At 65.2% G+C, this 22,826-nt stretch carries 21 protein-coding genes; 11 read left to right on the forward strand and 10 right to left on the reverse strand.

Going from position 1 to position 22,826, the window contains the following annotated elements; genetic code table 11:
* Positions 1-20 precede the first annotated feature (20 nt).
* Positions 21-914, forward strand: a complete 894-nt coding sequence (locus N511_RS0112915; protein ID WP_027679684.1) for a DMT family transporter — start codon at positions 21-23, stop codon at positions 912-914.
* A gap of 113 nt (positions 915-1,027) precedes the next feature.
* Complete coding sequence (locus tag N511_RS0112920) at positions 1,028-2,068, forward strand: LacI family DNA-binding transcriptional regulator (RefSeq protein ID WP_027679685.1); 1,041 nt, start codon at positions 1,028-1,030, stop codon at positions 2,066-2,068.
* A gap of 14 nt (positions 2,069-2,082) precedes the next feature.
* Here N511_RS0112920 and N511_RS0112925 read toward each other — a convergent pair whose 3' ends face one another.
* From N511_RS0112925 to N511_RS0112945, 5 genes are all read right to left on the reverse strand, one after another.
* Complete coding sequence (locus N511_RS0112925) at positions 2,083-3,009, reverse strand: NAD-dependent epimerase/dehydratase family protein (protein ID WP_027679686.1); 927 nt, start codon at positions 3,007-3,009, stop codon at positions 2,083-2,085.
* A 137-nt stretch (positions 3,010-3,146) separates the two neighbouring features.
* Complete coding sequence (locus N511_RS0112930) at positions 3,147-4,349, reverse strand: sugar ABC transporter permease (protein ID WP_027679687.1); 1,203 nt, start codon at positions 4,347-4,349, stop codon at positions 3,147-3,149.
* Between the two features lie 6 nt (positions 4,350-4,355).
* Positions 4,356-5,903 (reverse strand): xylose ABC transporter ATP-binding protein, encoded by a 1,548-nt coding sequence (locus N511_RS0112935; protein ID WP_027679688.1) that lies wholly within the window; start codon positions 5,901-5,903, stop codon positions 4,356-4,358.
* Between the two features lie 42 nt (positions 5,904-5,945).
* Positions 5,946-6,956, reverse strand: coding sequence for a D-xylose ABC transporter substrate-binding protein (xylF, locus tag N511_RS0112940; protein WP_027679689.1), 1,011 nt, complete (start codon positions 6,954-6,956; stop codon positions 5,946-5,948).
* Positions 6,957-6,987: 31 nt separating this feature from the next.
* Positions 6,988-8,343 (reverse strand): carbohydrate porin, encoded by a 1,356-nt coding sequence (locus N511_RS0112945; RefSeq protein WP_027679690.1) that lies wholly within the window; start codon positions 8,341-8,343, stop codon positions 6,988-6,990.
* A 298-nt stretch (positions 8,344-8,641) separates the two neighbouring features.
* Between N511_RS0112945 and cynS the strand changes: the two genes are divergently transcribed.
* On the forward strand, positions 8,642-9,085 hold the full coding sequence (gene cynS, locus N511_RS0112950) for a cyanase (RefSeq protein ID WP_027679691.1): 444 nt from the start codon (positions 8,642-8,644) through the stop codon (positions 9,083-9,085).
* A gap of 4 nt (positions 9,086-9,089) precedes the next feature.
* Here the strand turns inward: cynS and N511_RS0112955 are convergent, their stop codons facing one another.
* The gene (locus tag N511_RS0112955) at positions 9,090-9,947 is read right to left on the reverse strand and encodes a FadR/GntR family transcriptional regulator (protein ID WP_027679692.1); all 858 of its coding nucleotides are present in this window, start codon (positions 9,945-9,947) and stop codon (positions 9,090-9,092) included.
* Positions 9,948-10,302: 355 nt separating this feature from the next.
* On the opposite strand from N511_RS0112955, the gene N511_RS0112960 reads away from it, so the two are divergent.
* From N511_RS0112960 to N511_RS0112990, 7 genes are read left to right on the forward strand one after another with little or no spacing between them, the layout of a single operon-like run.
* Positions 10,303-11,502, forward strand: a complete 1,200-nt coding sequence (locus N511_RS0112960; protein WP_027679693.1) for an ABC transporter substrate-binding protein — start codon at positions 10,303-10,305, stop codon at positions 11,500-11,502.
* Positions 11,503-11,560: 58 nt separating this feature from the next.
* Positions 11,561-12,418 (forward strand): branched-chain amino acid ABC transporter permease, encoded by an 858-nt coding sequence (locus tag N511_RS0112965; RefSeq protein ID WP_027679694.1) that lies wholly within the window; start codon positions 11,561-11,563, stop codon positions 12,416-12,418.
* A complete protein-coding gene (locus N511_RS0112970) occupies positions 12,418-13,386 on the forward strand; it encodes a branched-chain amino acid ABC transporter permease (protein WP_027679695.1) in 969 nt (322 codons plus the stop codon). The genes N511_RS0112965 and N511_RS0112970 overlap by 1 nt, the downstream gene beginning before the upstream one ends.
* Positions 13,383-14,153, forward strand: coding sequence for an ABC transporter ATP-binding protein (locus tag N511_RS0112975; protein ID WP_027679696.1), 771 nt, complete (start codon positions 13,383-13,385; stop codon positions 14,151-14,153). Before N511_RS0112970 ends, N511_RS0112975 begins: the two co-directional genes overlap by 4 nt.
* Positions 14,150-14,866, forward strand: a complete 717-nt coding sequence (locus tag N511_RS0112980) for an ABC transporter ATP-binding protein (protein ID WP_027679697.1) — start codon at positions 14,150-14,152, stop codon at positions 14,864-14,866. Before N511_RS0112975 ends, N511_RS0112980 begins: the two co-directional genes overlap by 4 nt.
* A gap of 11 nt (positions 14,867-14,877) precedes the next feature.
* Positions 14,878-16,131, forward strand: coding sequence for a Zn-dependent hydrolase (locus N511_RS0112985; protein WP_027679698.1), 1,254 nt, complete (start codon positions 14,878-14,880; stop codon positions 16,129-16,131).
* Between the two features lie 19 nt (positions 16,132-16,150).
* On the forward strand, positions 16,151-17,626 hold the full coding sequence (locus tag N511_RS0112990; protein WP_027679699.1) for a M81 family metallopeptidase: 1,476 nt from the start codon (positions 16,151-16,153) through the stop codon (positions 17,624-17,626).
* Here the strand turns inward: N511_RS0112990 and N511_RS24195 are convergent.
* Positions 17,557-18,756, reverse strand: coding sequence for a hypothetical protein (locus tag N511_RS24195; protein ID WP_197032049.1), 1,200 nt, complete (start codon positions 18,754-18,756; stop codon positions 17,557-17,559). The two genes, N511_RS0112990 and N511_RS24195, sit on opposite strands and share 70 nt — an antisense overlap.
* Positions 18,757-18,844: 88 nt before the next feature.
* Entirely contained in the window at positions 18,845-20,200 is a 1,356-nt protein-coding gene (locus N511_RS0113000) for a polyhydroxyalkanoate depolymerase (RefSeq protein WP_027679700.1), read from the reverse strand.
* Positions 20,201-20,456: 256 nt separating this feature from the next.
* Here N511_RS0113000 and N511_RS0113005 point away from each other — a divergent pair, with 256 nt between their 5' ends.
* Complete coding sequence (locus N511_RS0113005; RefSeq protein WP_027679701.1) at positions 20,457-21,116, forward strand: glutathione S-transferase family protein; 660 nt, start codon at positions 20,457-20,459, stop codon at positions 21,114-21,116.
* Between the two features lie 77 nt (positions 21,117-21,193).
* Here the strand turns inward: N511_RS0113005 and N511_RS0113010 are convergent, their stop codons facing one another.
* Both N511_RS0113010 and N511_RS0113015 read right to left on the reverse strand, forming a co-directional pair.
* The gene (locus N511_RS0113010; RefSeq protein WP_027679702.1) at positions 21,194-22,447 is read right to left on the reverse strand and encodes an NAD(P)/FAD-dependent oxidoreductase; all 1,254 of its coding nucleotides are present in this window, start codon (positions 22,445-22,447) and stop codon (positions 21,194-21,196) included.
* 13 nt (positions 22,448-22,460) lie between these two features.
* A complete protein-coding gene (locus N511_RS0113015; RefSeq protein WP_027679703.1) occupies positions 22,461-22,817 on the reverse strand; it encodes a RidA family protein in 357 nt (118 codons plus the stop codon).
* Positions 22,818-22,826: the final 9 nt, after the last annotated feature.

Here is a 22,826-nt window from a genome sequence, read left to right on the forward strand (position 1 = left end):
CAGTGCTCGAGGAGGCCGCTGTGCCTGTGCTGTATCCCTTGCTGGCGGTGCTGATCTGGGCTGCCAACACAATCGTGTCGAAAGCCGCGGCTGGCGTGGTGGACCCGGCGGCCATTTCGTTCTACCGGTGGTTGCTGGCGGCCGTCGTGCTCACGCCGTTCTGCGCGCGGCCGCTATGGCGCCAGCGTCGTGCCGTGTTGGCGCAATGGCGGCGCTTTGCGGTGCTCGCCCTGCTTGGCATGGTGATGTATCAGTGCCTGGCGTACTACGCCGCGCACAGCACGAGCGCGACCAACATGGGCGTGATCGGCGCCCTGATCCCGATGCTGGGGCTGACCCTGAACGTGGTGGTATTTCGTCAGCCGGTCGGGGCGCAGGCCGTGACCGGCGTGGTGGTGTCGCTCCTGGGCGTGCTGTATCTGCTGGGGCGCGGCGAGCCGGCCAACCTGTTCGATGGCGGCATCAACCACGGCGACGTGCTCGTGCTTGCCGGCGCCACGGCCTACGCGCTCTACAACATCCTCTATCGCCGTTGGGCGCTGCCGTTCGGGCAGTGGATCAACCTGTACGTGCAGGTGCTCATGGCCGTCGTCATGCTGGTGCCGGTGGCCATGACGGCGCACAGCGTGGCCGTGCCCGCCAAGGGCATCGGGCTGGTGGTGTTTGCGGGTATTGCCTCGTCGATCGTCGCGTCGTATCTGTGGATGCAGGGGCTCAAGCGCATTGGCAGCGAGCGCACGGCGGTGTTGATGAACCTGATGCCTGTCTTCACGGCCGGCATGGCCGCGGTGATGCTGGGCGAAACGGTGCACGGCTATCACTGGATCGGCGGCGGCCTCGTCCTGCTGGGCGTGAGCCTGGCGCAAGGCATCGTCCGGCTGCCGATGGGCCGTTCGGGATTGAGCGCCCGTTAGTTTTTTTCGGCCGCGCCGCGTGGGGGTTGGCGGTAAAATCGAACACGTTGGCGGGCGCATGATGGCGCCCGTTCCGTGTTTCAGAACCACATTCGCCAGACCATCGCCAGACCATGAAGCGCAACGCCGGAGCCGTCACTGTCGATGATGTTGCCGCGCATGCGGGCGTGTCCATCAAGACCGTCTCGCGCGTGCTGAACCACGAGCCGAACATCAGCGAGAAGACGCGTGCGAAGGTGGTCGAGGCGATGCAGACGCTCGACTACCGGCCCAACCCGGCTGCGCGCCGACTGGCGAGCAAGCGCGCCGACATCATCGCGCTGGTCTACGACAACCCCTCCGACAACTACATCGTCAACATCCAGCATGGCGCGCTCGAAGCCTGCCAGGCGCTCGACTACAGCCTGCTGCTCACGCCGTGCAACTACCGCGATCCGAACCTCGCTGACCAGATCATCCAGAGTGCGCGCCAGCGTGCCCTGGCCGGCATCATCCTGACGCCGCCGGTGTCGGACGTGCCGTCGCTGATCACGGCGCTGGATGAAGCCGGCATCGACTACGTGCGCCTGGCCCCTGCCGATCGCGAGCACAAGGGGTTGTCCGTCAATACCGAAGACCGCGCCGCCGCGCGCGACATGACGCTGCACCTCATCGGGCTCGGCCACCGCCGCATCGGCTTCGTAGTGTGCGACCCCGCCCACGGCGCGGCGTATCAGCGCGTATTCGGTTATCGCGATGCGATGGCGCAGGCCGGCATCGAAGTCGACGAACGGCTGGTCGAGCAGGGCGAGCACTCGTTCGAATCGGGCGTCGCCTGCGCTGAGCGATTGCTGTCCTGCGAGCCACGCCCCACCGCAATCTTTGCCGGCAACGACGACATGGCCGCCGGCGTGCTCCGGGTGGCCCAGGCACGCGGCATCAAGGTGCCGGAAGAGCTCTCCATTTGCGGCTACGACGACACGCCGCTCTCACGCCAGCTCTGGCCGGCGCTCACCACCGTGCGCCAGCCGATCCAGGCGATGGCGCATGCGGCTGTGGAACAGCTCATCGCAATTCATCGCCCGCACCTGCCGGGGCTGACGCCGCATTCGGTGCACGAGAATTTGCAGTATGAGCTGGTGATTCGGGAATCGACTTGTGCGCCGGCGCGTTGAGCCCGCGCGTTAACTTAGGCAGGCTGCCGGATCAGCGCATACAAATCATCCTGCGGCTCATACCCCAGCAGCTCGCGTCCGGTCTCGAGACCCCAATCCATTCCACGGTTGTTCGACACGCCGTTCACGACGATAGCCGGCGCGGGCCAGCGTGCCGGGTCTGCCGTGACGGAGCAGAGGAACAGCTGGCGCAAATCCCCATTCGATAGCCACATGTTGCGGAACCAGCGCAGTGCGACGCGGCTGGCTTCGTCGGGCAGTTCGGTTGGGACGGGCGTGTCGGCGGTGCCGGAATAGTTGATGTCGTTCGGGTCGTTGTCGTCGGGCAGTGCCCAGCCGATGCGCAGCGACACGATCGACAGCTTGCCGCCGTTGGCTGCCGAGACGGCGCCCACCGCCTTGCAGAGCCGTTCGCCCATGGCCTTGGACGTTCCGTAGGCCAGCGAGTAGACGTCTTCCGTGCCGTTATTCCAGCGCGTGCCTGGGGCAGGGGCCAACTCTGCGGTGAGTTTGCCGGGGCCGATGGTGCCGGCCAGGGGTTGATCCTTGTATGCGCCCATCGCGTGGTTGGACGAGGCAAACACGAAGCGGCGCACACCGTGCGTGGCCGCAGCCTGCAGCACGTTGAGCGTCATGCCGTAGGAGGCCAGCGCCTGTTCCCACGTTGCGTCCGGCGTGGAGTGGATGGCGGCCAGGTGGATGACCGCATCGACGTTGCCCAGCAGATCCGTCCATGCGCCATCGGCTTGCGTGAGGTCGGCCTTGACCCATTGAAAACGTGCGGCCGCTTGCGGCGAAAACTCGACGTTCTGGGCAACCCAGTCGACGCCGATGATGGACGTGCACCACGGGGCGGAGGCCAGGGCCTCGACGACCTTGCGGCCCAGGTTGCCGGCCACGCCGGTCACAAGAACGCGAGCAGGGGTTTGGTAGTCAGCCACGATGTCGAATTCCGTTCGGGATGAGGAGAAAAAAGGACGATCGGCGGCTGGCGCTGCAACGTCGCGCGCCGCCGTGTCGTTCCGGATCAGGGAGGGTGGGCCGGATGGGCCCTGGAGTGATGTGAACCGAGCCGCTGTCAGCCCCGATTGGAGCCCGACAGCACGTCGATCAGCACCGCGACAACCAGCACCACGCCCTTGACGATCATCTGCCATGAGGCGTCGACGTTCATCTGCTGCATGCCGTTGTCGAGGCTGGCCATGACGAGCGCGCCGATCAGTGCGCCGTACACGGTGCCCGAGCCGCCTCGCATCGACGTGCCGCCGATGAAGCAGGCGGAGATGGCATCCAGTTCGCCGCCCACTCCGGCGGAGGGCGATCCCGCCGCCGAACGCGCGGTGGTGATGATGCCCGCGAAGGCGCACATCAGGCCCATCAGCACGAACACCAGCAGCTTGACGCGGCCGACGTTCACGCCAGACAGGCGTGTGGCCTCCATGTTGCCGCCCACCGCATAGACGTGACGGCCGAAGACCGTTTGTGTCGCAACGTACGAGAAGATGGCCAGCAGCACGAGCAGGATCAGCACCGGCAGCGGCACGCCGCTGGCCTGGTTGAGTACTGCGACAAAGCCGAACGAGGCGGCAGCGATGGCCAGGAGCTTCAGCCCGTCGGCCCACATCGGCGTGAGCGAGAGCGACAGGCGCGCACGCTCGCGACGGCGGCGCACGGTCAGCACAACCGAACCCGCCACGATCACAGCCGCCAGCGACCACGCCAGCCATGCCGGCACGAAGCTCTGCGCGAGGTTGCCGAGGTCATCGGGCACCGGGGCGATGGTCACGCTGTCGGTGCTCCACTGCAGCAGGCCGCGGAACGCCAGCATGCCGCCCAGGCCGACGATGAACGACGGCACGCGCAGCTTGGTCGTGATGAAGCCGTTGACCACGCCAATGGCCGCGCCTGCCACGAGCACCGTCCCCACGGCCAGCCACGTGTTCCAGCCCAGGTTGACGGTGAGGATGGCGACCAGCCCGCCCAGCAAGCCAAGCAGCGAGCCAACGGAAAGATCGATTTCCCCCGCGATGATGACGAACACCATGCCGCAGGCCAGCATGCCGGTCACCGACATCTGCAGAAACAGGTTGGAAATGCTGTTCGGCTTGAGGAAGGTGCCGTTGGTCTGGAAGTAGAAGAAGACCCAGATGAGCGCCACGGCCAGCAGGAGCGCAAGCACCTTGTAGCGCACGAACAATTGCTGGATGGCGCGGCCGTCCAGGCGCGGGCCGCCACTGCCACCGTTCTGACGGGCGAGTTGGGATTGCAGGATATTGGACATGGCAATTCAAGCCGCTTGGCGGCCGGGTTCAGCGTTGATTGCAGCAGCCAGGATGCGCTCCTGGGTGAGGCCTTGGTTGACGAAGTCGCCGCGCAGCTGGCCTTCGCCCATGACCAGGACACGATCGCTCATGCCCAGGATTTCCGGCATCTCGGACGAGACCATGATGATGGCGACGCCGCTGGCGGCCAGGTCGGCAATCATCTTGTAGATGTCGTACTTGGAACCGACGTCGACACCGCGCGTCGGCTCGTCAAGGATCAGCACCTTCGGCATCGCCAGCACCATCTTCGTGACCACGGCCTTCTGCTGGTTGCCGCCGGAGAGACTGGCAATCGCCAGCGCCGGACTGGCGGTCTTGATGCGCAGGCGTTTGATTTCGCGGTCGACGGTGGTGAGTTCGGCGCCCTTGTCGACACGCAAGCCGCGCGCGTATTGCGCCAGCGTGGCGAGCGTGATGTTCTCGCCCACGGCCATCAGCGGGACGATGCCGTGACGCTTGCGGTCTTCGGGCACGAGGCAGATGCCGGCGGCGATTGCATCCGCCGGTGAGCCGACCTTGACGGGCTTGCCTTCCATGAGGATCTCGGCGCTGGAGCGGCCGGGGTAGGCGCCGAATAGCGCAGACACCATTTCCGTGCGCCCAGCGCCGACGAGCCCGGCAACGCCGAGGATCTCGCCGCGGCGCACGGCAAAACTCACGCCGTCTGTGCGCTTGCGGTTGGGGTTGGTGACATCCCAGCAAGTGACGTTGCGGGCTTCCATCACCACTTCGCCCACCGTGTGTTCCACCTTCGGGAACAGCGACGTCATTTCGCGTCCGACCATCATCGTGATGATGTTGTCGATGGTCATGTCGGCGGCGGGGCGCGTGCCGATGTGCTTGCCGTCGCGGATGACGGTGACCGTGTCGCACACGCGCTTGACCTCATCGAGCTTGTGCGAGATGTAGACGCACGCCACGCCGCTGCGCTTGAGGTCGTCGATGATGGACAGCAGCACCTCGATTTCCTTGGCGGACAGCGACGAGGTCGGTTCGTCCAGGATCAGCAGGCGCGCGTTCTTGGCGAGCGCCTTGGCGATCTCGAAAAGCTGCTGGTGGCCGCTGCCGTAGTTCATTACGGGGGCGGCCACGTTCACGTCGGTCAGGCGCAGGCGGGCGAGGAGTTCTTCCGCCTTGGCGTGCATGGCGTCGTAGTCCATGCGGCCCCCCGGCTTGGTGATTTCGTTGCCGAGGAAGATGTTCTCCGTGACGGAGAGCTGCTGCACCAGCATCAGTTCCTGATGGATGATGACGATGCCGGCGCGCTCGCTGTCGCGCACGGAATGCGCGCGCAGCGGCTCACCGTCCCACAGGATCTCGCCTTCGAAGGTGCCGTAGGGATAGACCCCCGACAGCACCTTCATGAGGGTCGATTTCCCGGCGCCGTTCTCCCCGCACAAACCGACGCACTCACCCGGCTTCACTGCCAGGCTGACGCCGTCGAGCGCGCGCACACCGGAGAACGACTTCACGATGTTGCGCATCTCGAACAGGGTGCCGTTACTGCTCATGGCGTTCTCCTACTGACTACGACTGACCACTGCATCGGCGGCTTACTTGCCGAAGATCTGCTGATGCGTATAGAAGCCATCCTTGACGACGGTGCTGTCCAGGTTGTCCTTGGTCAGCAGCGTCGGGGTCAGCAACACGGTGTCGACATCCTTCTTGCCGTTGTTCAGCTTGGTGTTGAACTTCGGCGCCGTGCCCTTCACGAGGTCGACGGCCATCTCGGCGGCGGTGGCGGCGATCTGCTTGATCGGCTTGTACACCGTCATGGCCTGCGTGCCTTCTGCCACGCGCTTCACGGCGGCCAAGTCAGCGTCCTGGCCCGACACCGGCACCTTGCCCGCCAGCTTCTGGCGTGCCAGCGCCTGGATCGCGCCGCCGGCCGTGCCGTCGTTGGAGGCAACGATGCCCTGGATGTTGTTGTTGTTCGCGGTCAGCGCGTTCTCAACAATGTTCTGCGCCTTGGAGGGGTCCCACTCCGGCGTCCACTGCTCGCCGACGATCTTGATGTCGCCCTTGTCGACGTACGGCTTGAGCACCTTCATCTGGCCTTCGCGCAGCAGGCGTGCGTTGTTGTCGGTCGCCGCGCCGCCCAGCAGGAAGTAATTGCCCTTCGGTGCGAGCTTGACCACGCCCTGCGCCTGCAGCTCGCCCACCTTCACGTTGTCGAAGGTCACGTAGCCGTCGATGTCGGCGTTCAGGATCAGGCGGTCATACGACACCACCTTGATGCCTTTCTTCTTGGCGCTGGCAATGGCGTTGCCCAGCACCTTGGAGTTGAACGGCACGATCACGAGCACGTCAACGTTCTGGGCGATCAGGTTTTCGATCTGGGCGATCTGCTTGGCTTCGTTGGCGTTGGCCGACTGCACGTTGACGGTCGCGCCCAGCTTCTTGGCCGATTCGATGAAGTAATCGCGGTCGTGCGTCCAGCGCTCCACGCGCAGGTCGTCGATCGAGAAGCCGATGACCGGCGCTTCCTTGCTGGCATGGGCCGAGGTGGCGGCGAAGGTCAGGACCGCCGCAGCGGCGAGCGTGTTCAGTACGCGGGAAATCATGAAAGGTCTCCTATTGTGCGCAAGTGCGTTCTTAGAACGTGACGCCGGTCTTCAGGCCGACGACGAAGGCATTCTTGTTTTGCGAAGTGCCACCCGGATGAAGGATGTACTGCAGATTAGGACGGAAGTACACAGACTTCACCGGCGACCAGCTGTAATACAGCTCGCTCACGTATTCGTAGCCGTCACCCACCACGGTATTGGCGCCGGTGCGAGCATTTGTCTGACGGACAAAGTCGGCATAGCGGCCGTTATTGTGCGTGGCACCCACGGCAAAGCCGACGGTGTCGGACAGGCGATCGAACGGTCCCTTGTACTGCACGCCCACCGAGATCTGGTGATCGGTCTGCGCGGTGTTGCGATCCGCCTGCGAGAAGTTCAGGAACACCGTGGCGCCGCGTCCGTCGGGCGCCCCCGTGATCTGCTGCTGCAGGTTCAGGTAGACGCCGTACTGGCCGTTGCGCTGCTTGGCGTCCAGGCCGGTGATGCCGCGCGCGTTGCCGTTCACGTCTTCGTACAGATCTTTGCCGTTCGAGGTGTTGTACCAGACGCCTGCGCGGTACGTGCCCGGGCGGCCCTCGATGGTGGGCATCCAGCCGAATTCCAGCGGAATCAGCGCGCCGGTGGTGCCGCCGGGGTTGTTCAGCTTCCAGCCGTTGCGGCGGGCCCAGCCGTCATCCACGTAGTTCGGGTTGACCTGGTACACGCCGATCTGTGCATAGGTTTCGGCCGAGGTGTGCACCTTGGCGCGTGCGCCCCACTGGCTGGTCGGCCAGTTCACCCAGTAGCCGCCCACCAGGTTGCCCGGTTGCGAGCCGCAGAACGTCAGGTTCTGGAAATCGCACGAGAACGAGAAGAAGTCTTCACCCACCGTCACGCGGCCCGCCTTGATTTCCAGGCGGTCGTTGAGCAGCTTCTGGTTCAGCCAGAACTGCGTCAGGTGCCAGGTCTGACCGCGGCCATAGACTTCCTGGATCAGCATGTTGTTGCCGATGTTCGCGTCGCTGCCGAGGTTGCGGCCGTTGCGATCGGTGACGGTGGCCTGGAACGTGGCGCCCTGCCAGCCGACAAGTTTCTGCAGGTCCAGCGCCGTACCGATGACCCATTGATCGGTGTAGCGCGTGAGATGTTCGGTACCGCCGCTGAAGTTGTGCGCAACTTCGCTGCCGTAGCCGAGGTTGAAGGTCACGCCCTGTTCGGCCAGACGGGTTCGCAGGCCACCCCAGTCGCCGGTCAGATACGGGCTGGTGGTGATGTCATACGCGTGGGCACTGCCTGCGCCCAGCGCGAGTACGGCGGCTGCAATGGCCGACGCGCCGACGCGTTGACCAAAGCGCGTGTTGCGGGATTGACGACGTGCGGCCGGACGTGCGGCTTCAAGCTCCATGGACTGTCTCCTGATATTGGACCGGCTGCCATGCATGACAGCGGTGTCAGCGTTCTCTTCGGAATCGTGTGGCGTGCCGACGGACGCAAGAATGGCCACAATTGACAGCGCTGTCAATCTCGGGGTTTGCCCTAGTTCGACACCTATCCGCAACGCGTTGAAACGGTTGCCGGACGGATGTTGCGATGCGGAAATTTTTACATCGGGCGCAAGCGTCGCCACGGGCGCCGCGTTGCATGCATGGCATCGACCTTGCTCATGCTGCGCGCCGTTTCCTCAACCCACCGGAGGTGCCGATATGCAACGCGAAGATGTGACGGAAATGATCGTCCTGCAGAAGATCAAGAAGCAGTTGAGCTGGGCCCAGTTGGCCGAGGTGATTGGTCACAGCAAGGAGTGGAGCACTGCTGCGTTGCTCGGTCAGATGACGTTGACGGAAGCACAGGCCAAGGCCGTGGGCGCGGCATTGGACTTGTCGGAAGAGGCCGTCGCGCTGCTGCAGGTGCCGCCGTACAAAGGCTCGCTGCCGACGGCCGTGCCGACGGATCCGCTGATCTACCGTTTCTATGAACTCATCAGCGTGTACGGCACGACATTCAAGGCGCTGATCCACGAAGAGTTCGGCGACGGCATCATGAGCGCCATCGACTTCAACATGGACCTCCAGCGCGAGCCCGACCCCAAGGGCGATCGCGTGCGCATCGTCATGAGCGGCAAGTTCCTGCCCTACAAGACTTACTGAACCGTCACGCGCGGTCTTCGCTGTGGTCGCTGTGGTCGCTGTCGTCGTGATCGTCGATCAGCGGCCGATGGCGGCGCGGCATCTCTGAGTCAAGCACGAGGCGGCCGTGCACGCGGCCCTTCATACGCGTGACGTGATGCGTGCAGTCGTCCATGTGCGTACTCATGAGTGCACGCACGGTGTCGGCGTCGCGCGCGCGGGCCGCATCCAGAATCTGCCGGTGGAACTTCACGTTGGAGGCGCCGAACTTCGCGTGGTCCTTCGGCGAGGTTTCGTTGCCGAACACCACAAGCTGCCGAATCATCTCGTTGATCAGCTCGCAGCAGAACCGCAGCATCGGGTTGGGATTGGCCGCGGCCAGGATGTCGTGAAAGCTCAGGTCTTCCTGGCGCTGGTCGAGCGGCGCCGCGGCTTTGGTCGACGCTGGGTCGCACAGGTCGATGGTGTGCTCGAGCGCGCGGAAATCGTCTTCGGTCAGATGCGGCACCGCGCCCGCGGCCAGTTCAGGCTCAAGCAGACACCGCACGGTGTAGACGTCTGCAATGCCGATGTCCTTGAAGAACAGATAGTTCTGCATGAGCTGGAACGTGCGGTCCAACGGTACCTCGACGATGGTGCCGCCGCCGGCGGGCCCCGTGCTCACACTCACCAGCCCCTGCACCTCCAACGACTTGAGCGCTTCGCGGATGGTGCCCTTGCTGACCCCGAAGGTCTCTTGCAGCTTGACCTCCTGCGGGAGCTTGTCGCCGGGCTTGAGGTTGCGCTGCGTGATCAGCCGCTTGAGTTCTTCGGCAACGAGGTCGGCGCGCTTTTGCTTGCGGATGCCGATCGACGCCGTCTTGCCTGCTCCGAGTGTGGCCATGGATGTCCGTTCCTTATAGCGCGCATTCTAACTGCGGGGCCGCGTCGTGCCGACTGGCCGGCGTGGTGCATGTGTGCCCCGCAATCGCGCGTGCGCACCGGTTTTCCACATCGTCGTGCGGGGCGGCCGTGTCGCACACCTTGGAGTAAACACCGACGCCTTTGCCGTTGACGCATCGCCGATGCGGCTTCTATGATGATTTCGCCTATTTATCATAACAAATATAAAAAACTGGTCTGGTTCTTGCTCGGCGTGATGGTCGGCGAAAACCTCGCCGGTCAAGGCTAGGAGGAAGCTGCCGCCGGTGGTGGCTCCGAGCGCTGTTCTGTATTCACACGAACTTGAGGAGTGCGCTTTGAATCGTCGAGATTTGCTCAAACTGGCGGCGCTGTCCGCCGTGCCCGCGTCGCTGCTGCAGGCCCGTTCTGCGTGGGCTGCCGATGCCATCGAACTGGGCTGTCCGGTGCCGATGTCCGGCCCGTTTGCCGCCAACGGCAAATTCGCCGACCTGGGCATGAAACTGGCCGTGGAGCAATACGGCAAGGTGCTGGGCCGGCCGCTGGCGTACAGCGTGCTCGACACCGAAGGCAAGCCGGCCACGGCCGTGCGCAAGGTCCAGGAACTCGCGCAGCAGAAGAACGCGCGCTACTTCGCGGGCGGCATCCTGTCGTCCGAGTCGCTCGCGATGGGCAAGGAGGCCGAGAAGTTTGGCGGGGTGTTCATCACGACCGCGGGCGCCGATGAAATTACCGGCAAGGACTGCAACCGCGCGACCTTCCGCTGGTCGGTGCCCACATACGGCGCCATCGAGCGCACCGTGCGCCCGCTGATCGAATCGATGCCCAAGGCCAAGCGCTGGTACACCATCACGCCGCAATACGTGTTTGGCGACGGGTTGCTGTCGGCGGCCAAGAACATCTTCAAGGAAAAGGGCATCGAGCATGTGGGCAACAGCTATCACGCGCTCACCGAGAAGGAATTCAGCGGCTACCTGACCAACGCGATGGCTGCCAAGCCCGACGTGCTGCTGATCCTGAACTTCGGCTCGCAATCGTCCGACACGCTGCGCCAGGCGGTGAGCTTCGGCATGAAGAAGAACACGACGATCCTGGTGGCGTGGGCGTCTGGCCTGGAGCAGTTCGAATCGCTCGGCGCCGACCTGTGCGATGGCGTGTACTTCGGCGCGCAGTACTGGCACGACGTCGATACGCCTGCCAACCGCGATCTGGTCAAGCGCACACAGGCCGCGTTCAAGACCAACCCGAACTACAGCCTGGCCGGCTCGTATACCTGCACCAAGATCCTGCTCGACGCGATGGCCAAGGCCGGCAGCGCCGATCCGAAGGCCGTGATTGCCGCGCTGCAGGGCATGAAGTACGACGGCCTGACGGGCCCCGAAGAAATTCGCGCGGCCGACCACCAGGTGCTCAAGAACTACTACCTGCTCAAGGGCAAGCCCAAGAACCGCATGAAGGACAAGGACGACTTCGCCGAAGTGGTCGCCGTCGGCAAGGCCTTCCTGCCGGTCGAACAGACGCAGTGCAAGCTGGCCTGATGTGCTACGCGCGTCGCGGGCTCATCGCGACGCAGTTGTCCTTTCGTATGCGACTCCAATGAACGTCTACCTGCTCCAGGTCGTCAACGGCGTGGGGATCGGCATGCTCTACTTCCTGCTGGCGGTGGGGCTGTCGATCATCTTCGGGCTGTTGCGCTTCGTCAATTTCGCCCACGGCGCGTTTTATGCGCTGGGTGCGTATCTCTGCTTCCAGGCCCTGCAGATGGGCATGGATTTTTGGCTGGCGCTCGTGCTTGCGCCCATCGTCATCGGCGCGCTGGCGTGGGTGACGGAGAAAGTGCTGCTGCGCCACGTCTACGCGCAGGCGCACGAATTCCACATCCTCGTCACCGTGGGTCTGGCCCTGGTCGTGCAGGAACTCATCATCGTGGCGTGGGGGCCGCTGGGCGTGGATGTACCGGCACCCGAGGCCTTGCAGGGCGTGGTGATGTGGGGCGATTTCGTCTACCCGAAATACCGCCTGTTCGTCATCGGTTTTACAGCCGTGCTGGCGCTCGCGCTGTGGTGGCTGCTGGAGGGCACGCGCCTGGGCAGCGCGGTGCGCGCGGGCAGTGAATCGACCGAGATGGTCTCGCTGCTCGGCATCAACGTGTTCCGCCTGTTCAGCTTGATGTTTGCACTGGGCGCGGCGACGGCAGCGGTGGCCGGTGTGCTGGCGGCGCCCATTCGCGGCGCGGAGCCTTTCATGGGCGTGGAGGCCCTCGGCGTCGCCTTCGTGGTTGTGGTGGTGGGCGGCATGGGCAGCTTTGCGGGGGCGCTGGTCGGCGGCCTGCTGGTCGGCATCGTGCAGAGCCTGATGAGCACGCTGTGGCCCGAGGGCGCACGGCTGATGATCTACGTGGCGATGGCGGCCGTGCTGCTGCTGCGCCCGCACGGCCTGCTGGGGAGGGGATGATGCAAGCCGCATTCCATGGAATTTCGCGTCATCGCTTCTGGTGGCTGGCGCTGGGCGTGACGTTGCTGCTGCCGCTGGTGCTGAGGTCCGGCACGTTAGCCACCGAAGTACTCGTCTACGCGATGGCCGTGATGGCCTGCAACGTGCTGCTCGGCTACACGGGGCTGCTGTCGTTCGGGCAAGGCATCTTCTTCGGGCTCGGCAGCTACGCCGCGGGCATTGGCCTCACACAACTGGCGTTGCCGATGCCGGTGGCGCTTGTCCTGGCCGTGGTGGTGGGCGCGGTCGCGGCGGCGGTGGTCGGCTGGTTTGCCATCCGCCAGCGCGGCACGTACTTCGTCATGCTGACGCTGGCTTTCTCCCAGATGTTCTATTTCCTGGCCTACACCACGCCGTCGCTCACAGGCGGAGACAACGGCCTGCTGGACATTCCGCGTCCGGCGTTTGCGGCGTCGCCGTGGGCGTTCTACGCGTTTGTCGCGGCGCTGTTCCTCGTCGTGTTTTTCCTCGTGCAGCGTGTGACGGAATCGGTGTTTGGCCGCACGCTGCTGGCCATTCGCGACAACGAAGAACGTGCGCTCGCCGTCGGCTACAACGTGCGCGCCTTCAAGCTGCTCGCGTTTGTCATCTCCGGTGCGGTGACGGGGCTGGCGGGCGCCTTGCACGCCATGCTCACGGGCATCGCACCGCTGGCCAATATCGACTACCACGTCAGCGAGATGATTCTGGTGATGACCGTTATCGGCGGCACGGGTAACGTGTTTGCCTCGGTGTTGGGCGCAGCCTTCTATGTGTTGCTGTCGGACTGGCTCTCGAGCCTGTGGCCGCGCTGGCTGATGCTGCTGGGCTTCCTGTTGATTGCGGTGAGCCTGTTCATGCAGCGCGGGCTGTTCGGGCTTGGGCAGAAGCTGTGGCAGCGCGTGCGCGCGCCGCGTCACGCACCGGCGGTGCAGGAGGAGCGCGCATGACCACCACGCCCATCCTCCAGGCCACCGGCATCGTCAAGCAGTACGGCAAGTTCACCGCACTGGGCGGCGTTGACTTGCGTGTGATGCCCGGCACGGTCCACTCCGTCATCGGGCCCAACGGCGCGGGCAAGACCACGCTGTTCCACATGCTCACGGGCACGCGCATGATCACCAGCGGCACCATCGTCTTCGATGGCCACGACGTGACGCGTGAAGCCGACTACCAGCGCGTGCAGCGCGGCATCGCACGTTCGTTCCAGGTGACGAGCCTGTTCCCGAGCCTGTCCGTGCGCGAGAACCTGCGCTTGGCCGCACTCGGTACCACGCCGCGCCGGGCAATGCACGGTTGGCGCCTGCCCCAGGGCGATCTGGCCTGCACCGACACGGTCGACCGCGTGCTCGATCGCCTTGAATTGCCGCGCCTGGCCGACACGCCGGCGGCTGCGCTCTCGCATGGTCAGCAGCGGCGGTTGGAAGTCGGCATGGCCCTGGCCGCCAACCCGCGAGCGATCTTCCTGGACGAACCCACCTCCGGCATGGGCGTGGACGACCTGCCCGCCATGAAGGCGCTCATTCGCGGCCTGGCGCAGGACCACACGGTCGTGCTGATCGAACACAACATGGACATCGTGATGGACATCTCCGACACGATCACCGTCATGCAGCAGGGCAAGGTGCTCATGGAGGGCACGCCCGACACCGTGCGGTCGGACCCGCGCGTGCGCGCCGCGTATCTCGGCAACATGATTACGGGAGGCAAGAAATGACGACGACGGCGATCCTCGACGTTGCAGACCTCCACGGCTATTACGGCAAGAGCCACGTGCTGCAGGGCGTGGCGCTATCGGTGGGCGAGGGCGAACTCGTGACGCTGCTCGGCCGCAATGGCGCCGGAAAATCGACCACCCTGAAGACGATTGCCGGCGTGGTGACGCCGCGCGGCGGGCAGGTGCGCTTTCGCGGCAAGGACATCGCCGGGCAGGCTCCGCACCGCATTGCCGCGCAGGGCCTGTGCCTGGTGCCGGAGCATCGCGGCATCTTCAAGCTGCTGACGGTGGAGGAAAACCTGAAGCTCGGCGCGCGGCGGGATTCTCCGTGGCAGCTGGCCGACATCTATCGCATCTTCCCGCGCCTGCATGAGCGGCGGCGCAACGGCGGCGCCAACCTCTCCGGCGGCGAGCAGCAGATGCTCGCCATCGGGCGCGCGCTGATGAACCACCCGCGCCTGCTGATGCTCGACGAACCGGTCGAAGGTCTGGCGCCCGTCATCGTGGAAGAGATCGTCGCGCAGCTGAAGGTCATCAAGCAGGCGGGCGTATCCATCCTGCTCGTCGAACAGAACCTCGAAGTCTGCACGCAGCTCGCCGATCGCCACGTGATCATCGAACAGGGCCGCGTGGTCTACACCGGCACCAACGAAGCCTTCCGCGCCGACGACGCCATCAAGGACCGCTACCTTGGCGTCGGCCTGGCCGCTTAAACGTACACATCATGACGACCACCCAACTCGATACCACTTTGCGCATCAACGGCGCGCGCCTGTGGGACACGCTCATGCAGCAGGCGCGCATCGGCGCCACGCCCAAGGGCGGCGTGCGCCGCCTCGCGTTGACCGATCTCGACCGGCAAGGCCGCGATTTCTTCGTTGCACAGGCCGAAGCCGGGGGCTGCACCGTGCGTGTGGACGCCATCGGCAACCTCTTCGCGCGCCGGCCGGGACGCAACAACGCGCTGCCGCCCGTCATGACCGGCAGCCATATCGACACGCAGCCGACCGGCGGCAAGTTCGACGGCAACTACGGCGTGTTCGCGGGCATCGAGGTCGTGCGCGCGCTCAACGATGCGGGCATCGAAACGGAAGCGCCCATCGAAGTGGCCGTGTGGACCAACGAAGAAGGTTCGCGCTTCGTGCCGGTGATGATGGGCTCCGGCGCGTTCATCGGCGAGTTTGCGCTGGACGCCGTGCTGGCCGCGCAGGACCGCGACGGCGTGGCCGTGGGCGAGGCGCTGCGCAGCATCGGCTACGCGGGGAGTGAGCCTGTTGGCGGCCGAGCCGTCGGCGCCTACTTCGAAGCGCATATCGAACAGGGGCCGGTGCTGGAGGCACACGCCACGACCATCGGCGTGGTGACGGGCGCGCTCGGCCAGCGCTGGTACGACGTGGTCTTGACCGGCATGGAAGCGCACGCCGGCCCCACGCCGATGGAGCTGCGCCGCGATGCGTTGCTGCCAGCCGCAGAACTCGTCGGCATTGCCAACCGCATCGCGCTCGAGCGCCCGCCGCATGCGCGCGCCACGGTGGGCTGCCTGAGCGTGCATCCGGATTCGCGCAACGTAATTCCGGGCCAGGTTTCGATGACGATCGACTTTCGCGCGGCCGACGACGCGATGTTGTCCGACATGGATGCGGCACTGCATGACGCAGTGGCGGAGTTGCGCACACGCAGCGGCATCGACATCGCATTGCGCCAGGTCGTCTACTTCCCGCCGCAGCCGTTTGACGCCACGCTGGTGAACGCGGTGCGCAGCGGCGCGCGGCAATTGGGGTTGTCGGAGATGGACGTGATCAGCGGCGCAGGCCATGACGCGGTCTATCTGGCGCGCGTGGCCCCCACCGCGATGATCTTCGTGCCGTGCAAGGACGGCATCAGCCACAACGAGATCGAAGACGCCCGCCCCGAACATCTGGAAGCCGGGGCCAATGTGCTGCTGCACGCAATGCTGCAGGCCGCTGGCCGCGTTTGACACCATCCCCCGACCGCTCATGCGCATCCTGATCGCCCGCTTCAATCACGAGACGAATACGTTCTCGCCGGTGCCGACGCCGCTGGCATCGTTCCATCCGCACTACGGCGCCGACGCGTACCGTGCCGCCAAGGGCACGCGCACGGCGGCCGGTGCGTTCATCGATCTGGCTGAGGCGGCCGGCGCGGAAATCGTCGTGCCCGTCGTGGCCGGAGCGAACCCCAGCGGACGCGTCGCTGCCGAGGCGTACACAACGTTGTGCGACGCCATCGTCGCGGCGGCGCCGGGGTGCGATGCGCTGTTGCTTGACCTGCACGGCGCGATGGTCGCGGAGAACAGCGACGACGGCGAAGGCGATCTGCTCGAACGTCTGCGCGCGGTAGTGCCCGATGTGCCGATTGCCGTCGCGCTGGATCTGCACGGCAATCTCACGCAGAAGTTCATCGACTTGGCCGACATCGCCGTCAGTTTCAAGACGTATCCGCACGTTGACATGTACGAAACCGGCGAGCACGCCGGCCGCCTGCTGTTCGACAAGCTGGCCGGCCGCGCGAACCCCGTGCTCGCGTGGCGCCGCCTGCCGATGGTGACGCACACCCTGCGCAGCCGCACCGACGAAGGCGCGATGCACCGCGCCGTGGCGCTCGCCAAACAGGCCGAGAACGACGGCATGCTGGCCGTGTCCGTCCTGGCCGGATTCGGGCTGGCCGACATTGCCGCGCCGTGCCTTTCCGTCGTGGTGGTCGGCAACGGCGACAAACATGCCGCCGACGCTGCAGCGCAACGCATTGCCGATGCCATCTGGGCTGATCGCGAAGGGTTCGTCTACCGCTCTGAACCGTTGACCGAATCGATCGCGCGTGCGGCCAAGTTGGCCGATGCCCCGGGCAGCGGCCCCGTGCTGCTGCTCGACCACGGCGACAACTGCATGTCGGGCGGCACGTGCGACGACATGCACGTCCTGCACGAAGCGTTGGAGCAAGGCTTGAGCGGCATCGCTGTCGGGCCGGTGTGCGACCCGGAAGCCGTCGCGGCGATGATCGAGGCGGGCGAGGGTGCCACGGTCACGCTGCCGGTGGGCGACAAGGTGCCGCTCGTGCAGCTCGGCATCTACCCCGTGCCGCGCGCGCTGACGGGCAAGGTTGTCGCCATCAGCGACGGCGAATACACCATCACGGGGCCGACCTATACGGGCCAGCGCATCCGCATGGGCCGCACGGCGCTGCTCGACATCGGCGCCGCGCAGATCGTCGTCACGGAGACGCCGCAGGAGCATTGGGACCTCGGCATCTTCACGCACATCGGCGTGGACCCACATGCCGCGCGCTTCGTGCTGTTGAAGTCGCGCATGTATTGCCGGCCCGTGTTCGTGCCGATTGCCAAGGCCGTGGTGGAGTGTGACGGCGGCGGCGTGACGAGTTCCGACTACACCCGCTTTCCGTTTGCCACGCTCAAGCGGCCGGTGTTCCCGTTGGATGCCGCGACGGTTTCGTAGAGATACCCGACCGGCTTACCTTCGGTCCGCTGCGGGCGCGTCTCCGTCCTGTTGATGATGCGGCCCGCCAGGCCGTCGATCTCGTCGCATTGCGTGCGCGTCCAGCTGCGCAGCTTTTCGATGTTGTTCAGCAGGCCGAGCCGGAGGATCTGCGTGTCTTCACCCATGCCGACGAGCCTGACCGAATGCTGGCCTGCCGTCACCACGTCGCCGGCGGCCAGCTCAAGCGTATTGCCCGCGCCGTCCTTGAATTCGGCCGTGCCGCGAATGACGCGGTAAATGACCACCTCGCCTTTCGAGAAGGACGCCGCGTCCAACACGCCTGCCTGGCTCTTGGGCAGGCTCGACTGGCCGCGCGGGTCGGTGGCAATGATGTGTCCCGTCACGAGCTGGCCGCTGGGTGCTTCGATGCCGGTGTCGCGCACGTAGACCGGTCCGGGCGATTGGATGGAATCGCCAGCCAGCGGCTTGTACAGCGCATGCAACTCCAGCGGGTCTTGCACCCAGAAGTCAGCACCGGCCGGCCGGTCATGCGCCGGATGACTCCAGGCGATGCGCGGCGTCTCGGCTTCATCGATCAGCGCCGACGGCACGATCGTCGGGTTGGGAAACGTCGTCGGATCGGTGATGAACGCTTCGAGAAACTTGCCCGAGCACCCCATGGAAAGTGCGTCGGGCACCACGGTTTGCGGCGTGCTGAGGTTGTCCTCGGTCGACAGGCCCGACCATGTGTAGAAAAGCTGCCGATGCACGATCGCGCTTTGCAGGATCACCGAACCGGGGCCGACATAATGCAGTCGGCCATCGTAGTCGAACGTAAATACGCCCGAGGTGACCAGCACGAACTGAAACGCGCCCGGCGGCAGATGCAGATGGAAATCGGTCGGGCCGGTGTCTTCCAGATAGATCGGCCGGTTGGTGGCGACCTCATGCAGCAGGAAGGCTTCGTTGTTGGCGGCAAAGCCTTCGTCGGCGCGGCTGTATAGCGCCTGTGGGCGATAGGTTGCTTCGTACTTGGCATCCTGGCGGCGATCGACCGCAACGAAGTCGCCTGTATTGAGGCGGATGGGATTGCCGCCCGGATGCAACAGGCTCGCAGCGCGTTGGAACTCCGTGGTGTGAGTGTTCATCGCAACCCTCCGTGAATCGATCAACATCGATGGAGAATGACCTGCCCCGCTTCGATACTCGCCCCGCTGAATGACGCCTCGCTGACAGTCAGTGCGTGAGCGCCATCTTGCGCGAGCGTCGGCGGGTGGCGGCCTGGCTCGACGTTCGCGCATCGAGCAGCGCCCGCAGCGTGACGCGGTGCGCGTTGTCTTCGTCACTGGCGGTGGTGCTGGCGTCGAAGGGCTCGTTGTCGTGGATGGTGGCGCGCACGATCGGGTAGATCTGTTTTTCCCATTTGCTGCCGTTGAACACGCCGTAGTGGCCCGCACCGGCCTGCACATGGTGCGTCTTCAGGTAGGGCGGCAGCCCCGAGCACAGGTCCTGCGCGGCGACGGTCTGCCCGACCGCGCAGATGTCGTCCTTCTCGCCCTCGACCGTCAGCAGCGCGGTGCGATGGATCGCCGCCGGTTCGACCAGCCGACCGCCGACCATCAACTCGCCGCGCGGCAATGCGTATTGCTGAAAGACCTTCTCGACCGTTTCCAGATAGAACTCGGCGGTGAGGTCGCACGTGGCGAGATATTCGTCGTAGAAGGCGCGGATCGTGTCGGCCTTGGCAGGGTCGCCCTTGGCGCGCTGGTAATACATCTCTTCAAACGACTGCACGTGGCGTTCCGAATTCATCGACATGAACGCGCTCAACTGCACGAAGCCCGGATACACGCGGCGCTGCTCGCCAGCAAAGCCGGGCGGCACAACGCCGATCAGGTTCTTCTCGAACCATTCGATCGGTTTGCTGTTGGCCAACGCATTCACCGCGGTGGGGCCCACGCGGCAATCGATGGGGCCGGCCATGAGGGTGAGGCTGGCGGGCTGCGCGGGGTCGTTGTCGGCGGCCAGCAGGGAGACCGCCGAGAGCGCGGCCACGGTCGGCTGGCAGATGGCCAGTACGTGTGCGTCGGGGCCGATGTGGCGGATGAAATCGATCAGGTGGCCGACGTATTCATCGAAGCCGAAGCGCCCGGCTGACACCGGAATGTCGCGCGCGTTGTGCCAGTCCGTCACGTACACGTCGTGATCGGCCAGCATCGTGCGCAGCGTGCCGCGCAGCAGCGTGGCGAAGTGCCCGGACAAGGGCGCGGCAACCAGCACGCGCGGTTGCGGCGTGGGCGCGGTCTTGCGGAAGTGCACGAGGGTGCCGAACGGCGTTTGCATCGCGGTCTCTTCCACGATCGGGACCACGCGGCCGTCGACCTCGACGCTGTCGATACCGAACGATGGGCGGCGGTGCGTGATCGCGCTGCACTCCAGCAGTTCGAGCCACGCATCCACTGCCCGGGCAGTGGGATGCTCGGTCGACTGTGGCCACTGCGCCATCGCCAGCCGCGAGAACGAGGCCCATGCACGCGCGGGCCGCAGGCATTCGGACAGCCACTGGTAGAGGGGATACGCGAGCAGGTTCATGGCAGCTTCCGTGATGGCGTCGCAAGACACGTCAAGGCCGGTGGAACGAAGCAGGCAATACATGTGCCAACTCACATGCCCGTGGGCGCCAAACCGCATCCGCGCTGATGATGACTGGCACAGGCTTTGCGCGGCATCCACGCGGGGTGCGGCGTGGCACGCGTCTTTGCAGCGCGCGGGTGCAACCAGCGCACCGGCAAGGTGCCTGGCGCCGGTCATGCACCTGATTGGAAAACGGGGACTACCGGGGACCGATATGAAATCCGTCGACCTGACAACGCTGACGATCAGCAGTCGCAACTATTCGTCGTGGTCGATGCGCGGCTGGCTCCTCGCCAAGCTCAGCGGCCTGCCTTTCGAGACGGTGAGCGTTCCGATCGACGCCTCATCGCGCGCGGAATTGCTGCTGCTGTCGCCGTCGATCCTGGTGCCGTGCCTCACGCACGAAGGCCGCAAGGTGTGGGACGTGCTGGCGATTGCCGAATACCTCAACGAACTCCGCCCCGAGGCCAAGCTGCTGCCCGCCGACCGACATGCCCGCGCGCATTGCCGAGCGATCTGCGGCGAGATGCATTCGGGCTTCAGCGCACTGCGCTCGGCACTGCCGATGAATCTGCGCGCACATTTTCCGAACTTCCGCATCTGGTCCCGCGCGCAGCACGACATCGAGCGCATCACGCTCATCTGGCGCGAATGCCTGGCCCAGTACGGCGGCCCCTGGCTGTTTGGCGAGATCAGCATGGCCGACGCGATGTACGCGCCAGTCGTCATGCGATTCCTGACCTATGACGTCAAGCTCGATCCGGAGATTGCCGAGTACTGCCTGCGCGTGCTCGAGCACCCGCACGTCGCCGAATGGATTGCCGGGGCGAAGGCTGAGCAGGCAGATATCGATGAGCTGGATATGGAGTTTTAGGCGGGCGAGGGCGCCGAAGGACCGGCGTGACGATGGCCTGCCGATCAAATACCCGCCCCGCACCCGCGCGGATGGAACTAGCCCGCTGAATCCCAGAACCGCTGAGCACGGAACGGGCGAACATCCACAGCCGGTGTTTCGCCCATCATCATTTCCGCAATTAAGCGCCCGGTGATGGGCCCCAACGTCAAGCCGTGGTGTGCATGGCCGAACGCGAACCACATGTTTGCGTGGTGCGGCGCCGGTCCGATGATCGGCAGCATGTCGGGCGTGCAGGGGCGTGCGCCCATCCAGGGTTCCGCATCCACACGTTCGGCCAGCGGAAAGAGCTTGCGGGCGACGGGCTCGACGGCGTTGAGCTGCACGGGCGTCTTCGGAGCATCGCGGTGTGCGAGTTCCGCGCCCGTCGTCAGCCGGATGCCGCGCGCCATCGGTGCCAGCACATAACCGCCGTCTGCATCGAGCACGGGATGGTTCAACTGCGCACCTTGCGCGGGTGCGTAGTGCATGTGGTACCCGCGCTTGACGGCCAGCGGCAGGCTGTAGCCCAGGCGCGAGGTGAGGACGTCCGCCCAGGGGCCCATGGCGATGACGACGTTGTCTGCGCGCAGCTCGCCGTGCTTGGTTTGCAGCAGCCATGGCGCGTTGGGCGTGAGCGTGTTGGCATCGGCTTCAAACAGGCGGCCGCCGAGTTGCTCGAAATACCTTGCGTAGGCCGTGACCAGCGCGTTCGGGTCGCTCACGGAATCCGCTTCCGTATAACGCAGGCCGCCGAGCAGCGATGTGTCCAGATGCGGTTCAACGCTGCGCAGGCGCGCCGGGTCAAGCGCTTCAAACGAGACGCCGTATTCGCGTTGCCAGCGCTCGACGTTGCGCGTTTCCTTGTCTTGCGTGGCGGCATTGCGGAAGACCTTGATCCAGCCGCTGGGCCGGATCAGATGCGTGGCGCCGGCGGCTTCGGCCAGCGCGCGGTGCTCGCTCACGCTGAGCGCGATCAGCGGCGCATACGCACGCGCAATCGCCGCGTGCCGCGTGGGGTGCGAGTTGCGCCAGTACTGCCACAGAAACGGCAGCAACCGGGGCAGGTCGCCGAGGTGGTAATGCACGTCTGCCGACGTGTTGCCCGCATAACGCAACAACGTCGACAGGTCGCGCGGAAACGCATACGGATACACACCCTCGCGCTGAATCAGCCCGGCATTGCCGAACGACGTCTCAAAGCCCGGCGCACGGCGGTCGACCAGCGCGACGGCGCGCCCGCGTTTCTGCAGATGCACCGCCACCGATACGCCGACAATGCCGGCGCCCAGCACAAGGGTGTCAAAGCGCATGGCGGCTGGCTCCTTAACCCTTGGCCAGCGCCGTGACGGCGATTTCCACATCGATGCCCGGGCGCATCAGGCCCGACTGCACGCAGGCGCGCGTAGGCGCGTGGCCGGCCGGCACCCACGCTTCCCACGCGGCGTTCAGCTCGGCGAAGTGCTTGGCGTCGGTCAGCCAGATGTTGGCGGAGATCAGACGCGTCTTGTCGACACCCGCTTCAGCCAGCAAGGCGTCGATGCGCGCGAGGATGTTGTTGGTCTGCTCGGTGATCGACTTGAAGTCGCTGTCAGGCACTTGGCCGGCCAGATGCACGATGCCGTTGGCGATCACGATCTGGCTCATGCGGGCGTTGGTGTGGAAGCGTTGGATATCGGTCATGTCGGGAAG

The organism is Ralstonia sp. UNC404CL21Col, assembly GCF_000620465.1.
Classification (GTDB): domain Bacteria; phylum Pseudomonadota; class Gammaproteobacteria; order Burkholderiales; family Burkholderiaceae; genus Ralstonia; species Ralstonia flatus.